This is a genomic window from Bacillus sp. FSL E2-8868 (genome assembly GCF_038005505.1).
In the GTDB taxonomy this organism is placed as follows: Bacteria; Bacillota; Bacilli; order Bacillales; family Bacillaceae_G; genus Bacillus_A; species Bacillus_A mycoides.
In genome coordinates this window covers 206,563-221,938 of the sequence record NZ_JBBOTI010000003.1, presented here as the reverse complement: position 1 = coordinate 221,938, position 15,376 = coordinate 206,563, and the positions used below count along the sequence as shown (strand labels likewise).

Annotated in this window: 17 protein-coding genes; 13 read left to right on the top strand and 4 right to left on the bottom strand. The window is 38.0% G+C overall.

Annotation, left to right across the window (positions count from 1 at the left end):
- Positions 1-215: 215 nt before the first annotated feature.
- The 4 genes from abc-f to NSS74_RS22310 all read right to left on the bottom strand — a co-directional run bounded on the left by abc-f (position 216) and on the right by NSS74_RS22310 (position 3,978).
- Positions 216-1,850, bottom strand: coding sequence for a ribosomal protection-like ABC-F family protein (abc-f, locus tag NSS74_RS22325; RefSeq protein ID WP_340814331.1), 1,635 nt, complete (start codon positions 1,848-1,850; stop codon positions 216-218).
- 264 nt (positions 1,851-2,114) lie between these two features.
- Positions 2,115-2,660, bottom strand: a complete 546-nt coding sequence (locus tag NSS74_RS22320; RefSeq protein ID WP_002016115.1) for a flavodoxin family protein — start codon at positions 2,658-2,660, stop codon at positions 2,115-2,117.
- 4 nt (positions 2,661-2,664) lie between these two features.
- The gene (locus tag NSS74_RS22315; RefSeq protein ID WP_002016114.1) at positions 2,665-3,033 is read right to left on the bottom strand and encodes a MerR family transcriptional regulator; all 369 of its coding nucleotides are present in this window, start codon (positions 3,031-3,033) and stop codon (positions 2,665-2,667) included.
- A 51-nt stretch (positions 3,034-3,084) separates the two neighbouring features.
- The gene (locus NSS74_RS22310) at positions 3,085-3,978 is read right to left on the bottom strand and encodes a LysR family transcriptional regulator (protein WP_002034705.1); all 894 of its coding nucleotides are present in this window, start codon (positions 3,976-3,978) and stop codon (positions 3,085-3,087) included.
- Positions 3,979-4,130: 152 nt separating this feature from the next.
- On the opposite strand from NSS74_RS22310, the gene NSS74_RS22305 reads away from it, so the two are divergent.
- From NSS74_RS22305 to hprK, 13 genes are all read left to right on the top strand, one after another.
- Positions 4,131-5,153 (top strand): YeiH family protein, encoded by a 1,023-nt coding sequence (locus NSS74_RS22305; protein WP_002068312.1) that lies wholly within the window; start codon positions 4,131-4,133, stop codon positions 5,151-5,153.
- 124 nt (positions 5,154-5,277) lie between these two features.
- On the top strand, positions 5,278-5,475 hold the full coding sequence (locus tag NSS74_RS22300; protein WP_002016109.1) for a helix-turn-helix transcriptional regulator: 198 nt from the start codon (positions 5,278-5,280) through the stop codon (positions 5,473-5,475).
- An 11-nt stretch (positions 5,476-5,486) separates the two neighbouring features.
- Positions 5,487-5,876, top strand: a complete 390-nt coding sequence (locus NSS74_RS22295; RefSeq protein ID WP_016102256.1) for a hypothetical protein — start codon at positions 5,487-5,489, stop codon at positions 5,874-5,876.
- 17 nt (positions 5,877-5,893) lie between these two features.
- On the top strand, positions 5,894-6,115 hold the full coding sequence (locus tag NSS74_RS22290; protein ID WP_201063983.1) for a hypothetical protein: 222 nt from the start codon (positions 5,894-5,896) through the stop codon (positions 6,113-6,115).
- Between the two features lie 68 nt (positions 6,116-6,183).
- Entirely contained in the window at positions 6,184-6,504 is a 321-nt protein-coding gene (locus NSS74_RS22285) for an ATPase (protein ID WP_229193955.1), read from the top strand.
- A 16-nt stretch (positions 6,505-6,520) separates the two neighbouring features.
- On the top strand, positions 6,521-6,748 hold the full coding sequence (locus NSS74_RS22280) for a hypothetical protein (protein ID WP_002034710.1): 228 nt from the start codon (positions 6,521-6,523) through the stop codon (positions 6,746-6,748).
- A 100-nt stretch (positions 6,749-6,848) separates the two neighbouring features.
- Positions 6,849-7,610 carry a MerR family transcriptional regulator gene (locus NSS74_RS22275; RefSeq protein WP_016102253.1) on the top strand — a complete coding sequence of 254 codons (762 nt, stop codon included), beginning with the start codon at positions 6,849-6,851 and terminating at the stop codon, positions 7,608-7,610.
- A complete protein-coding gene (locus NSS74_RS22270) occupies positions 7,607-8,227 on the top strand; it encodes a hypothetical protein (RefSeq protein ID WP_016102252.1) in 621 nt (206 codons plus the stop codon). The genes NSS74_RS22275 and NSS74_RS22270 overlap by 4 nt, the downstream gene beginning before the upstream one ends.
- Positions 8,228-8,274: 47 nt before the next feature.
- Positions 8,275-8,706 carry a DUF4362 domain-containing protein gene (locus NSS74_RS22265; protein ID WP_080118320.1) on the top strand — a complete coding sequence of 144 codons (432 nt, stop codon included), beginning with the start codon at positions 8,275-8,277 and terminating at the stop codon, positions 8,704-8,706.
- A gap of 151 nt (positions 8,707-8,857) precedes the next feature.
- Entirely contained in the window at positions 8,858-10,834 is a 1,977-nt protein-coding gene (uvrB, locus tag NSS74_RS22260; protein ID WP_002016097.1) for an excinuclease ABC subunit B, read from the top strand.
- Positions 10,835-10,839: 5 nt separating this feature from the next.
- Positions 10,840-13,710, top strand: coding sequence for an excinuclease ABC subunit UvrA (gene uvrA, locus NSS74_RS22255; protein WP_002016096.1), 2,871 nt, complete (start codon positions 10,840-10,842; stop codon positions 13,708-13,710).
- A 186-nt stretch (positions 13,711-13,896) separates the two neighbouring features.
- Positions 13,897-14,277, top strand: a complete 381-nt coding sequence (locus tag NSS74_RS22250; RefSeq protein WP_002089574.1) for a phage holin family protein — start codon at positions 13,897-13,899, stop codon at positions 14,275-14,277.
- Between the two features lie 156 nt (positions 14,278-14,433).
- Positions 14,434-15,363, top strand: a complete 930-nt coding sequence (gene hprK / locus NSS74_RS22245) for an HPr(Ser) kinase/phosphatase (RefSeq protein ID WP_002016091.1) — start codon at positions 14,434-14,436, stop codon at positions 15,361-15,363.
- Positions 15,364-15,376: the final 13 nt, after the last annotated feature.

The window sequence follows — 15,376 nt, the reverse complement described above, 5'->3', positions numbered from 1 at the left end:
GGGCAGCAGGGCTCCCACCTAATTTCTTTGCTCAAGCCGAATTTTGAGGTGGGAGTCTTACTGCCCACAAATAGCGGGATAAAGTGAAAAGCCGTGCTGGTGCACGGCTTTTTGTTGTTATTGTGTCTAACATGATAGGTAGGGTGATATTCTATGTCGAAGCCTCGATATTTCTTGGGAAATGTGGAAGGTCCCGTCGATATATGGGGAAGACATTAGAGCGCTTCTTTACACTGCCGAATTCGAACTAATAATTTTTCGTATTCTTGTTCGAGAAATGTGATGTCATCATGCTGATTTGGGATAGAAATCCGGCTGATGATTTCTGTTAATTTTGTTTGTAATCGCAATAATTCTTGTTCAGTAACGTTTACAGAAGCTTGGGTGGTTCTTTTTGTGTATTGCTCGTAATTGCCGTGGAATATTCTTGGTTCGCTCTCATCTACTTGTAGAATATGGTTTGCAACAGAACGAATAAAGGCACGGTCATGGCTAATGAAAAGTATTGTACCAGGATACTCCTGTAACATGCTTTCTAATTCTTCTTGCGTTGCCAAGTCTAAATAGTTTGTCGGTTCGTCGAGCAGAAGCATATTATAGTTTCCTAAAAATACTTTTGCGAGTGCAACCTTCATGCGTTCTCCACCACTTAAGATGTGCACAGGTTTATGAACATCTTCACGGCGGAATAGGAGCCTTGCAAGTATTGTTCGAACGAACGATTCTGTATAGTTTGTTTCTTCTAGAACGTTTTCTAAAATTGTTTTATCTGTTTTTAAAATAGATAATGTTTGTTCAAAGTATCCAATTTTACAACTTTTCGAAAGCTGAATGCCACGCTCGTTCGCGAGAAGCATTTTGAACAAAGTTGTTTTTCCGCTTCCGTTTTCCCCTAAAATAGCAAGTTTTGCCCCAGGGACAATTGTTCCATTCATATTTTTAAATAGTGTGCGATCGCCTATTTTCTTCGTTGTTTTATTAAATTGAACAACTGCTTTACTATGAATTGGTGTGTGGTATTGTACGTCAAACTGAGCTTGAGAAAAGTCCTTCGGTTTTTCTTTCTGTTCCAACTTTTCAAGGCGTTTTTCTAGTGCTTTCGCTACTTTGCTAACATTTTCTTGCCCATGAGCCCCGCTGCACTTATAAAGTTTAGATTCAGATGAACTGAACCGTGTTGGGATTTTTGTCATGCTAGAAGCACGTTGCTTTCTTTGTGAAATTGACTGTTCTAACCGATTTTTTTCTTGTATATATTGATCATATTCTGCTTCCTTTTGTATTCGCTCACGTTCTTTTTGCTTTCGATAGTTTGAATAATTACCTTTATATTCTTGAATAGTACCGTCTTCAACTTCGATGATTTTTGTACATATGGCATCTAAAAGATCACGATCATGCGATATTAAAACAAGTGCACCTTTATAAGATAAAAGTGCCTTTTCTAATTGCTCTGTACCGAACATATCTAAGTGACTTGTTGGCTCGTCAGCAAATAGAATGCCTGCATCTTGTTCGAGGGCATGGGCGATCTTTAGGCGCATTCGTTCACCGCCGCTCATTGAATTTGCGACGTTTGAAATATTCCATTTGCCCTTAGCGAGGGAAGAAGCGGTTTCCGGTATCCCCTCGCTAAGCTGTGGGATAATGGCGATAGAACTATGATGAGTTACTGTGCCTTTGTCAGCTTCTATTTCTTTACTTAATATTTGTAATAACGTAGATTTTCCAGCTCCGTTGACTCCGACAATTCCTATACGATCGTTTGCTTGAATTTCTAGTGATGGTAACGTAAATATGGTGCGATCACCAAAGCTCTTTTCGATATTACGTGCGATTAAAATAGTCATAAAAAAACCTCCCTAGTTTCACTAGAGAGGATAAATGTCGCCCTTCAATGTAAAAATCGTACATAAATAAACGATTTTTTACATGATCGTATCGAAAGAAAGTATCGACAAATGGACAGACTAATCCTCTGCTAGTTTTCATCATTTTTGTTCACTATTTGTGATGGATGAAATAAATAAGAGAATTAGAACTTCATTGGTCAAAGTACCTTCCTTTCATAATATTATTTTTATTGTATGCGCATACAAATGGATTTGTCAAACTTATTTCTGTGTGCTATTTTTGAATTTATTATTATACAATTGTGCTTTTGCCAGCGCTTCAGCATCGTTCTTGATTTCATCTAGTCCATTCGCATCCCCAATAATATACCCTTCAAATGATGAACCAACAAAATCAAAGATATATTGAAACTGGGCGATAAGCGGCAATGCTTTCAGTTTTGGACTGTCTCCGCCAACGATGACAACGTACATTTTTTTGCCTTTCATTTTTTCTTTGAAATGAAGAGATTTATTACGCAAGCTTTGTGACCAGCGATCAACGAAGTTCTTCATGTGGCCGCTCATTCCGTACCAGTATAGCGGTGTAGCGAAGATAATCGTGTCGTGCTCTAGCATGCGTTTGGTTAACTGCTCGTAGTCATCATTTACAGGTTGAAATCCTTCTACATCATGGCGCTGATCTATGATTGGGTGGACGATATGATCACGCAAGTAAATTTGTTCTGTTTCAATCCCATCAATCACCATATGTGTTAAAGCTTCCGTATTTCCGTTTTGTCTTGAACTGCCATGTATAACAAACATGTAATCATCCCTTTTCTTTTGCTTGTTTTAGGAGTGAAACGTGTTTTTGTAAATTCGTTTGAATGTTGGAAAGTAATGTGATTTGCTTCGTTACCTCATCAAGTTTGTCTTCGTAAAGTGCAAGGATACTACTACACGGATTTTCGTAAAGATGGGGCTCGATTTCAAGGCAACGTAGCATGCGTTCTGTTTCTTCTAAATTTAAGCCGATTTGCAAGTACATTTGAATCAGCTCTACTTTTTCGATTGCACTTTCATCAAAATCACGGTAGCCATTTGCTAGGCGTTTCGAAGGGAGTAATCCCTTTTCTTCATAATGTCTTAGTGCCCTTTCGCTAACCCCAGTTTCTTTTGATAACTCTCCAATTCGCAATGCGTTTCACTCCTTTTACATGTATTGTAAACCTTCACACTAATGTGAAGGTCAACTCTGTTTTTTCGCAAAAGAATCTACGTGTTTTAAAAAGACTTGAATAGCTTTAGACGGGATAAAATATTTGCCGCGCACGATGGAGAATGGACGGATTAGCTCTTCGTTCGGAACAGGGATGTGGAATAGTTCTTTTGCTAATAGTTCTTTTCGAACAGTCCAATCTGAAAGGATGGCGATGCCAAGACCGGCTGCAACGGCTTCCTTCACGCTTTGAATACTGCTAAATGTAAAGAAGCGTTTCATTTTTAAATGATGTTGGTGTATAAATCGATCGCTATAGGCACGTGTGCCAGAGCCGCTCTCCCTTAATACCCAGACTTGGTCTTGCAATGCATTTTCGTTAATCCCCTTGATATGGAGCAATGGGTGGTTTGGCGGGACGACGAGTTTCATTTCATCTTGCATAAAAGTTTCAACATCTACGTCAGCGTACACGACTTGGCCTTCCACTAAGCCGATATCAATTTGATTAGAGCGGAGGCTTTGCAAAACTTCTTCCGTATTGGAGATAAATGTATGAACTTCGACGTGTGCATTTTCATTGGCAAAGCGCGCAAGTATTTTTGGAAGTAAGTATTCGCCAATTGTAAAGCTAGCGCCGATGCGAAGTGTTCCTGTTACGACGTTATGCAGCGCATTAATTTCCTGTTTTGCATCTTCATAAAGTGAGAGCATCTGCTTTGCGTGTATGTATAATATGTTTCCAGCTTCCGTAACTTGGACGTGCTTTGGGGAGCGCTGAATAAGTGTAGTCCCAAATTCATTTTCCAAGTTGCGAATGTGCATACTAACGCCAGGTTGTGAAAGGTTTAATAGTTCCGCAGCACGCGAAAAATGTTTTTGTTCAACGACAGTAACAAAAATCTTTAAAATGTCGACGTTCATTTGTTAGGCCCCTTTATTTTTGCTTTTATTTTATCATAAGTATTTCTGATGATAGGGATTCAATATTGATATTAAACTTATTATTAAAACTCTCTTATAATGTAACTAGAAAGAACATGCATGTTCCAATACGATTATTGGGGTGGTACAAAGTGGAACAAACACTTGTTATACAAAAGAAGAAGGGCTTTGGATTTTCGCAAGGTATTGGGATTACGTTATTAATCGCAATCGCCGCGAAATATTTAGCAGAGCTTCCATTTTTAAATATTATGGGACAATTAGTAATCGCTATTCTAATCGGGATGGTTTGGCGCGCGGCAATCGGGATTCCTCAAGAAGCGATAGTGGGAACGAACTTTGCGAGTAAGAAGTTGCTACGCTTTGGGATCATTTTACTTGGAATGCGGTTAAATCTTGTAGATATTGCGAAGGCGGGGCCGAAAGTATTGGTCATCGCAGCGGTTGTTATTACATTTACAATTTTCGTTGTATATGGACTAACGAAAGTATTTAAAGTAGAACAGAAACTTGGAATTTTAACAGCATGTGGGACGGCAATTTGCGGAGCTGCAGCGGTCGTGGCAATTGCACCGCAAGTGAAAGCGAAAGATGAGGAAACGGCAGTTGGGGCAGCAATTATTGCAATTTTAGGTACAATATTTACACTTATTTATACGCTATTATACCCAGTGCTTGGCTTCTCACCCTACGGTTACGGGGTGTTCTCAGGTGCGACGCTGCACGAAATTGCTCACGTTATCGCGGCTGCAGCGCCAGGAGGTAGCACGGCTGTAGACATCGCGGTTATTGTGAAGTTAACGCGCGTAGCGATGCTTGTGCCAGTAGCGATTTTAATTGGATTATGGTTTGGTAAGAGCGAGGAAAGCAAGGAAAAAAGATCGTGGCGCGACCTTCCGATTCCTTGGTTCATCTTCGGATTTTTAGCAATGAGTGCGGTGCATTCGATTGGGATTATCCCAGAAGTTGTTGCCGGGTATATTGTAGTAATTGCGTACATGCTTATTGCAATGGCAATGGCAGGGCTAGGTTTAAATGTAGAGTTTAAAACGTTCCGCAAATTAGGAAGTAGGGCATTTGTGGCAGGGTTGATTGGCTCGGTTTGCTTATCTGTTCTTGGGTATGTTCTTGTGTATGCGTTAGGATTTATGTAGCAAAAAAAGAGGCATCTTATAGATGTCTCTTTTTTTTACCTTTTTTTGTAAAGATATCTTTACTTAGATTTGGAAAATATTTATAATTAAAGTAAAGATATCTTTACTTTCGAAGGTGGAGCCTATGGGTGTGAAAAATAAAATTAAAGAATTGCGAAAACAACATCATATAACGCAAATTGAAATGGCAAAGGCGATGCAAGTGACGCGGCAGACAATCGTGGCGATTGAGAACCACCACTATAACCCAAGTCTAGAGTTATCCCTAAAAATCGCCAAATATTTTGGAATGAAGGTGGAGGAAATATTTACGCTGGAGTAAGGGGAGAGAAAATGAACGATACTAAAAAGTTGTATATCGCTACGGTCTTAGGATTATGTGGAGGGGACGTTTTAGTTCGTATTATGGACCCATCCATACCGATGTTATCGCTTATAGTTAGTAACATTTTAGCAATTGTATTTCTGATATTGTATACGAATTACAAAAAGCGGAAGTACAAAAAAGAAGAACTTCCAGATATAGATGAGCGGGTAAATGAAAATATAAAAAAGTATGTAAATGTCTCATTTATATTCGCATTTCTTTTGCTTATTGTTTATATTGTTGCAAGCAAAGCGATAGGGCGAATTACTATACCGATTCCAGAAATATTCATTGTATGTAGTTTCTTATTTGCTGGTAGTCTCATCATAGGAGTAATGGCGGGAAAACGAGCATAACGATAGGAGGAATGAAAATGCAAGATGAATTTGAGAGATTTCAATCGGATAAAGCGTTTAAATATTTAGGGTTGTTTTTAACAATGAGTTTAGCGGTATGGAGTTTGTATAATTTAATTATTTATGGAAATGCGGGCATGCCGTTTGTTTTATTTGTATTAGGACAGTTTGTTTATTTCTTTGTGAACTATTGGCCGAAATGGAAATATAGAAATCAAAAAGAGGCTGATCATGTATGAGTAAGTAAGATATTATACGGTTCATAGGAAGTTTGTTTTTAGCGGGTCTTGTTTTAAATGTGAGTTTAATGATTTTAAGTATTACGTGGGGAACGATCTTCATATCGAATGTAGCACTAGTCATTTTATATGGCATTTCGGAATATAGAGAACAGAAGCGTTTGAAAGAAGAGAGAGTACCGTCAATTGATGAGCGAGTTGTGAACAATATGAAGTCATATTTTACGATTTGTATTACAAGCTGCGTTTTTTTGTTCATTATGTATCTTTGTGTAAATAAGTATTTAGATAGGCAAGTAGTACATGTAAATGAGTTATTATATATTGCTATTTTGGGTTTATTAATAAGTATGGCATCGACGAGTGTGTTAGCAACAAGGAATAGATAGAAAAAGGGGAACTGGGATGGGATTACCGGTATTATGTGTCGCTACGGCTATTTTTGCTTTGTTTTGGGGAATACAAAACTTCTCTCGTAATCCAGTGCCAAGTGTATGTATTATGATTGGTGCTGTAGGTTTATCATACTATTTATTAATTTTAGCGCATTATCATAAAACAGCAACAAGTGTTGTTGTAGGGGCAATTATTTTATTTTGTGGGCGTGCTATACAAAAGGGGTTATTTCCATAAAAGCTGTTTATACAAAAGGTATAAATAGCTTTTTGTATTTTTTTTACAAACTACTTGAAAGTTACGTTACGTCACCTTTTATAATGAAGGAGAAGAGGTGATGGAGTTGATTTCAATTCAAGAACTAACGAGGGAAACAGGGGTTACAGTAAGGACGTTACGTTATTATGATCAAATTGATTTATTAAAGCCGAGTGGGAAAACTGATGGAGGACATCGGTTATATAGCGAGAGAGATGTTGTTCGTTTGCAGCAAATTTTATTTTTAAAAGAAATGGGTTTTTCATTAAAAGAGATTACGAATATGTTAATAACGGATGAGCTCAATTTAAAAGTATTGCTTGAAAAGCAACTTAGATTTGTACAGGAAGAACAGAAAAAATTTAATCGAATGGAACGTATTTTACAGGCAGTTGTTTATTCAGTAGATGTGGAGGGAGAACTGGATTGGAAAGTTATGTTTGAACTCATTCAGCTTTCGAAACAGTCTCCGCGAATACGTGAGATGTTTCAAAATGAAGTTTTTTCTAAGGGAGAACAAAAGTTGCTTCATAATTTGCCGAACATGAGTGAAGAAGACCCGAATGTTTTAGAATGGGTAAATTTATTAAAGCAACTACGTAACTTTATGAAAGACGGTAAGGAAGCATCATGTGATGAGGTACAAGGCGCAACAAAGAAATTAATGCAGAAGTGTTTAGAGATGGCAAATGGTGATGAAGCATTTTTAGATAAATTGTGGGAAGTAAGAAAGTCAAAAGAAGATTCACAGAAAATGAGTATGTATCCAATTGAAGAAGAGCTTCTATTATATATGGATGAGGCTTTTCGTATATATGACGAAAGGGAGAGGGATAAATGAGTATACTTGCAGAATATCGTTGGTATTTTTTAATTGGGGCAGAGATTGTATTTTGGTTATCAGCTATCGGATTCTTTTTACTAAGGTATGGATTTCGCTTGAAAAAGGCAAGTTTTATTATGGGGATTGTGCTACTTGTAAATGAAGTGTTTATTTTAACTTTAGGAGTAGTGGACTACTATCAAACAGGGAAGTTCTCTAATTTTCAAATCATTACGGTAATCATTTTATTATATGCAGTTTTTTATGGGAAAAAGGATTTGAAGAAATTAGATATATATGTACAAAAATTAGTTGCGAAGTGGCGGAATGAACCGGCGCCTATTATCGAAGAACCACTTGAAGTAACAGGGATGGCGCATGCGAAGCAGGAAATAAAAAATTGGATTTTACATCTTATTTTGTTTATTGCTGTTCATATATTCTTTTTCTTCATGTATGGGCTTATTCCAGTAGAACAGTGGGGGAATTGGTTAGAGTCAGGAATCGTTTTAAATAAAGCAGCAAGCCGTGTAAGCCAAGTGTGGGCTATTATTCTTTTAGCGGATACTGCGATTTCATTTTCATATGTTATTTTTCCGAAGAAGGAGAAAGGAAATAAGAAGCTACTTTCATAGAGGAAAGTAGCTTTTTTCTAGTATACCAATAGTTTGTATAGGAGAGGATAACGATAGGAAAAAGAACAGGTTTTATATGCTTATTTCTCTTTAGTTTAGTAGCATGTTCACAACCTAACAGTGCAATTGATAAGAAGAATGATGTCGTTGCAAAGGGGGCGGAAATTTCTAATCTAGATAAATTCGAGAAGTTCGTTTGGAATGTGGAACAAGGGGAAGTTGATAAAATAAGAATTGTACAGTATACACATGAAGGTGACCCGATTTTTCAAACGTTAGAGCATAGTGAGAAAGATATACTTTATGTGTTAGATAATAGACAAGATCAATTTGCTGGTGACCATAAAGGGTTACATAAAGATAGTTGTAAAAGGATTGTTAAAGAGCAACGTGAATCAGAAACTTCATATAGGTTAATAGATTGTACGAATGAAAATGGGCGCAATGGATATGACTTATTATATGTACTTAAAAAATAGAGTTAGTAGAGGAAGGAAGTATTTATTCCTTCCTTTTTCTATATATAACTTGTCGAAAACTTTACCGAATATCTGTTCGTTTTTTTAGGTTTTTTATGGGCATTCGTGGTAAAATAATAATACAGATTTTTATGAGGAGGTCGGTTTTTAGTTGGAACATCCATTTGAAATTATCTCAGAGTATTCCCCGCAAGGTGATCAGCCGGGAGCGATAGAGAAGCTTGTAGAGGGAATTAATAGTGGAAAGAAAAAGCAAGTGTTGCTTGGAGCGACAGGAACGGGTAAGACATTTACGATTTCAAATGTCATTAAAGAAGTGCAGAAGCCAACACTTGTAATGGCTCATAATAAAACGTTAGCAGGACAGTTATATAGTGAGCTGAAAGATTTCTTTCCTAACAATTCTGTGGAGTATTTTGTTAGTTATTACGATTATTATCAGCCAGAAGCGTACGTACCACATACGGATACGTTTATTGAAAAAGATGCGCAAATTAACGATGAAATTGATAAATTACGCCACTCGGCAACGTCTTCTTTATTTGAAAGAGATGATGTTATTATCGTTGCGAGTGTTTCGTGCATATACGGTTTAGGTTCTCCGGAAGAATACCGCGAGTTAGTTGTTTCGCTTCGAGTTGGTATGGAAAAGGACCGCAATCAATTGCTTCGTGAACTTGTTGATGTACAGTATGGACGTAATGATATTGATTTTAAGCGTGGTACATTCCGTGTGCGCGGAGATGTAGTTGAAATCTTCCCCGCATCACTTGATGAGCATTGTATTCGAATTGAATTTTTTGGGGATGAAATAGATCGTATTCGAGAAGTAAATGCATTAACGGGTGAAGTATTAGCAGAACGTGATCATGTAGCAATCTTCCCGGCATCTCACTTCGTTACACGTGAAGAAAAGCTGAAGGTCGCTATTGAAAATATTGAAAAAGAATTAGAAGAGCGTTTAAAAGAATTAAATGATAACGGTAAGTTGTTAGAGGCGCAGCGCATAGAACAGCGAACGCGTTATGATTTAGAAATGATGCGCGAGATGGGCTTTTGTTCAGGGATTGAAAACTATTCCCGTCATTTAACACTTCGTCCAGCAGGTTCAACGCCGTATACGCTTTTAGATTATTTTCCAGAGGATTTCTTAATCGTTATGGATGAGTCGCACGTATCGGTTCCGCAAGTAAGAGCGATGTATAACGGGGACCAAGCACGTAAGCAAGTGCTTGTTGATCATGGATTCCGTCTGCCATCAGCTTTAGATAATAGACCGCTCACGTTTGATGAGTTTGAAGAGAAAACGAATCAAGTTATTTACGTTTCGGCAACGCCAGGACCGTACGAGTTAGAGCAGTCACCGAAAGCAATAGAACAAATTATTCGTCCAACAGGGCTTTTAGATCCACCAATTGATATACGACCAATTGAAGGACAAATAGATGATTTATTAGGAGAAATCCATGACCGGATTGCGAAAAATGAACGTGTATTAATTACGACTTTAACGAAGAAAATGTCAGAGGATTTAACGGACTATTTAAAAGATGTAGGAATTAAAGTGAATTATCTTCACTCTGAAATTAAAACATTAGAGCGTATTGAAATTATCCGTGATCTTCGCCTTGGTAAGTTTGATGTACTTGTCGGTATTAACTTATTACGAGAAGGATTAGATATTCCAGAAGTATCACTTGTAGCTATTTTAGATGCAGATAAGGAAGGGTTCCTACGTTCAGAGCGTTCATTAATTCAAACAATTGGTCGTGCGGCGCGTAATGCAAACGGCCGCGTTATTATGTACGCAGATCGCATAACGAGATCAATGGGAATTGCAATTGAAGAAACACAGCGTCGTCGTAGTATACAAGAAGCTTACAATGAAAAGCATGGTATTACGCCGAAAACGATTCAAAAAGGAGTACGTGACGTTATTCGTGCGACAACAGCAGCTGAGGATACGGAAATATATGAAGCAACACCAGCTAAGAAGATGACGAAAAAAGAACGTGAAAATACAATTGCGAAGATGGAAGCAGAGATGAAAGAAGCAGCAAAGGCATTAGATTTCGAGCGTGCAGCTGAATTAAGAGATTTACTATTAGAATTAAAAGCGGAAGGGTGAAAAGAGTGAGTAAAGATTTTATTGTTGTAAAAGGTGCTAGAGCGCATAATTTAAAAAATATTGACGTAACCATTCCGAGAAATCAGCTTGTTGTTGTGACGGGATTGTCTGGTTCGGGGAAATCATCGTTAGCATTCGATACGATTTATGCAGAAGGGCAGCGTAGATACGTGGAATCTTTATCTGCGTATGCGCGCCAGTTTTTAGGGCAAATGGATAAGCCGGATGTTGATATGATTGAAGGTTTATCTCCAGCGATTTCAATTGATCAAAAAACGACGAGTCGTAATCCTCGTTCAACGGTTGGAACGGTAACGGAGATTTATGATTATTTACGTTTATTATTTGCACGAATTGGTACGCCGATTTGTCCGAATCATGGAATTGAAATTACATCACAAACAGTGGAACAGATGGTAGACCGTGTTCTTGAATATCCTGAACGTACGAAGTTACAAGTGCTAGCGCCTATCGTGTCAGGGCGTAAAGGTGCGCATGCGAAAGTATTAGAAGATATTAAGAAGCAAGGTTATGTTCGTGTGCGCGTTGATGGAGAGATGCTGGATGTATCGGAAGAGATTACTTTAGAAAAAAATAAGAAGCATTCAATTGAAGTTGTTATTGACCGTATTGTTGTGAAAGAAGGAATTGCAAGCCGACTTGCAGATTCACTAGAAAGTGCTTTAAAGCTTGGCGGGGGCCGAGTTTTAATCGATGTAATGGGAGAGGAAGAACTTCTATTTAGTGAACATCATGCTTGTCCACATTGTGGTTTTTCAATCGGAGAATTAGAGCCGCGCATGTTCTCGTTTAATAGTCCGTTCGGCGCGTGTCCTTCTTGTGATGGACTTGGATCGAAGTTAGAGGTAGATTTAGAACTTGTTATTCCGAACTGGGATGTATCATTAAATGAACATGCGATTGCTCCTTGGGAACCGACAAGTTCACAATATTACCCGCAATTATTAAAATCTGTGTGTAATCATTACGGCATCGATATGGATATGCCGGTGAAAGATATACCGAAGGATTTATTTGATAAAGTGCTGTACGGAAGCGGGGAAGAGAAGCTTTATTTCCGCTATGTGAATGAATTTGGTCAAGTAAAGGAAAATGAAATTTTATTTGAAGGTGTTATTCCGAATATTGAGCGTCGTTATCGTGAGACGAGTTCTGATTATATTCGTGAGCAGATGGAGAAATATATGGCAGAGCAAGCTTGTCCGAAGTGTAAAGGTGGACGCTTAAAGCCTGAGAGTCTAGCTGTTTTCGTTGGTGATAAAACGATTGCCGATGTAACGAAATATTCTGTTCAAGAAGTACAGGAGTTCTTCTCAACTGTTGAGTTAACGGAGAAACAACAAAAAATTGCTCATTTAATTTTAAGAGAAATTCAGGAACGTGTTGGGTTCTTAGTGAACGTCGGTTTAGATTATTTAACGTTAAGTCGTGCCGCAGGAACTTTATCAGGTGGTGAGGCGCAGCGTATTCGCTTAGCGACACAAATTGGTTCTCGCCTTACTGGCGTACTTTACATTCTTGATGAGCCTTCTATTGGTTTGCATCAGCGTGATAATGATCGTCTTATTCGTACATTGCAGGAAATGCGTGATTTAGGAAATACGTTAATTGTTGTTGAGCATGATGAAGATACGATGATGGCTGCTGATTATTTACTTGATATCGGACCTGGTGCAGGTATTCATGGTGGTCAAGTTGTATCAGCAGGTACACCAGCTGAAGTTATGCAAGACGAGAATTCATTAACTGGGAAATATTTAAGCGGTAAAGAGTTTATTCCGGTACCACTTGAAAGACGTAAAGGTGACGGACGTAAAGTGGAGATTGTCGGTGCGAAAGAAAATAACTTAAAGAATGCGAAAATGTCATTCCCTCTAGGAACATTTGTAGCAGTAACAGGCGTATCTGGCTCTGGAAAAAGTACGATAATTAATGAAGTACTATACAAATCATTAGCTCAAAAGCTATATAAAGCGAAAGCGAAGCCAGGGGCTCATAAAGAAATTAAAGGTCTTGAGCAGTTAGATAAAGTGATTGATATTGATCAATCACCAATCGGGCGTACACCACGTTCAAATCCGGCGACATACACTGGCGTATTTGATGATATTCGTGATGTATTTGCGCACACGAATGAAGCGAAAGTACGTGGGTATCAAAAAGGACGTTTCAGCTTTAACGTAAAAGGCGGCCGTTGTGAAGCGTGCCGTGGTGATGGAATTATTAAAATCGAAATGCATTTCTTACCAGACGTGTATGTTCCGTGTGAAGTTTGTCACGGTAAACGTTACAATCGTGAAACGTTAGAAGTGAAATATAAAGATAAGAATATTTCTGAAGTGTTAGGGATGACAATTGAAGATGGGGTAGAGTTCTTTGCTAATATCCCGAAAATTAAGCGTAAACTTCAAACGCTTGTAGATGTAGGGCTTGGTTATATGAAATTAGGACAACCAGCTACGACGTTATCAGGTGGTGAGGCGCAGCGTGTGAAATTAGCTTCTGAATTACATCGTCGTTCTACAGGGCGTACGTTATACATTTTAGATGAGCCAACGACTGGCTTACATGCACATGATATTGCACGCCTTCTAGAAGTGTTGCAACGTCTTGTTGAGAGTGGTGAGACGGTACTTGTAATTGAGCATAATTTAGATGTTATTAAAACAGCTGATTATATTATTGACCTTGGACCAGAAGGCGGAGACAAAGGCGGACAAATCGTTGCTTCTGGAACGCCAGAGCAAGTAGTGAAAGAAGAGCGCTCTTATACAGGTAAGTATTTAAAAGAGATTTTAGATCGTGATAAAGCAAGAATGAAAGAGAAAATAAAAGAAGTAGAGTTATCACAATAAGTTGTTAATAAAAACCGAGTGGGAATTGCACTTGGTTTTTATTTCACTAAGGAAAACTGGTAAGGTTGTTAGTAGGTATACAAGCATGAAGGATAGAATAAGTTGATATAAGTGTATGTATGTTACTTGCGTTTATTATCTATTAGCGTATGATGAAATATATATGTTAAAAGGATGTGTAAGGAAATGAGATGGATTGTATCACTTCTTGTAAATAGCGTTGTGTTAATCGCTGTATCCGGACTTTTAAAAGGGGTTGCACCAGACGCATTTTACATAGCAAATATACAAACTGCAATTATTGCGAGTATTATATTGGCGATTTTAAACGTATTTGTAAAGCCGCTTTTAATTTTAATTACGCTACCGATTACTCTTGTAACTTTCGGTTTCTTCTTAATTGTTATTAATGCGATTACGTTAAAGATGACGGATTCGTTATTAGGGGACGCCTTTAATATATCTGGATTTGGTGTAGCGATTGTTGCGGCAATTTGTATTTCTATTTTTAATATGATAATTGAAAAAGTAATTGTTGAACCATTACATGAAAAAAAGAGAAAATGACAAAAAGAAAAACATTTCATGATTCATATGAAATGTTTTTTTCTATTTATTAGAAACCGAGTTTCTTGTTTCAAGAAAAAAATGGTACAATATCCGATAGAATGGAATTTTACATCAAATGAGACTGAACCCGCAGCGGAGTGGAGGTTTATACATATGCCGAAAGTAAGGACAAAAGATTTAATTGAACAATTTCAATTGGAGTTAGTAAGTGGTGAAGAAGGGATTCATCGTCCGATTGATACGAGTGATTTATCGCGACCTGGAATTGAAATGGCAGGATTTTTTACATATTATCCAGCTGATCGCGTGCAGCTTCTTGGAAAAACGGAGCTTACGTTCTTTGATACGTTAACGACAGAGCAAAAGCAAGAGAGAATGAAAGCGCTTTGTACTGAGGAGACGCCTTGTATTATTGTAACTCGTAATCAAGATGTACCGGATGAGTTATTACAAGCATCACGTGAATCAGGCGTGCCTTTATTACGTTCTGCTCAAACGACGACGAGATTATCAAGTCGTTTAACAAACTATTTAGAAGGTAAGTTAGCGCCAACAACAGCTGTTCATGGTGTGTTAGTAGATATTTATGGTGTTGGTGTTTTAATTACAGGTCAAAGTGGTGTCGGGAAAAGTGAGACAGCGCTTGAACTTGTAAAGCGTGGTCACCGCCTTGTTGCGGATGATAGCGTAGAAATTCGTCAAGAAGATGAAGATACATTAGTAGGGAGCTCACCTGATTTAATTGAGCACTTATTAGAAATTCGTGGTCTAGGTATCATTAACGTAATGACGTTATTCGGTGCAGGGGCAGTACGAAATTATAAACGTATTACACTTGTTATTAATCTTGAAATTTGGGATCAAAAGAAAAATTATGATCGCTTAGGTCTTGATGAAGAGAAGATGAAGATTATTGATACAGAACTTACGAAGATTACACTTCCAGTTCGTCCTGGTCGAAACTTGGCTGTTATTATTGAAGTAGCAGCGATGAACTTCAGATTAAAACGTATGGGAGTCAATGCGGCACAACAGTTCTCTGAACGATTAATGAGTGCGATTGAGTTAGGAAATCAAGAGTAGACTCTGGAGAGGG

Coding starts and splice junctions, on each gene's coding strand:
- hprK (WP_002016091.1), top strand. CDS start 14,434: ATGCCGAAAGTAAGGACAAAAGATTTAATTGAACAATTTCAATTGGAG.
- abc-f (WP_340814331.1), bottom strand. CDS start 1,850: ATGACTATTTTAATCGCACGTAATATCGAAAAGAGCTTTGGTGATCGC.
- NSS74_RS22285 (WP_229193955.1), top strand. CDS start 6,184: ATGATTTTAAGTATTACGTGGGGAACGATCTTCATATCGAATGTAGCA.
- NSS74_RS22250 (WP_002089574.1), top strand. CDS start 13,897: ATGAGATGGATTGTATCACTTCTTGTAAATAGCGTTGTGTTAATCGCT.
- NSS74_RS22295 (WP_016102256.1), top strand. CDS start 5,487: ATGAACGATACTAAAAAGTTGTATATCGCTACGGTCTTAGGATTATGT.
- NSS74_RS22290 (WP_201063983.1), top strand. CDS start 5,894: ATGCAAGATGAATTTGAGAGATTTCAATCGGATAAAGCGTTTAAATAT.
- NSS74_RS22270 (WP_016102252.1), top strand. CDS start 7,607: ATGAGTATACTTGCAGAATATCGTTGGTATTTTTTAATTGGGGCAGAG.
- NSS74_RS22280 (WP_002034710.1), top strand. CDS start 6,521: ATGGGATTACCGGTATTATGTGTCGCTACGGCTATTTTTGCTTTGTTT.
- NSS74_RS22300 (WP_002016109.1), top strand. CDS start 5,278: ATGGGTGTGAAAAATAAAATTAAAGAATTGCGAAAACAACATCATATA.
- NSS74_RS22310 (WP_002034705.1), bottom strand. CDS start 3,978: ATGAACGTCGACATTTTAAAGATTTTTGTTACTGTCGTTGAACAAAAA.
- NSS74_RS22320 (WP_002016115.1), bottom strand. CDS start 2,660: ATGTTTGTTATACATGGCAGTTCAAGACAAAACGGAAATACGGAAGCT.
- NSS74_RS22275 (WP_016102253.1), top strand. CDS start 6,849: ATGGAGTTGATTTCAATTCAAGAACTAACGAGGGAAACAGGGGTTACA.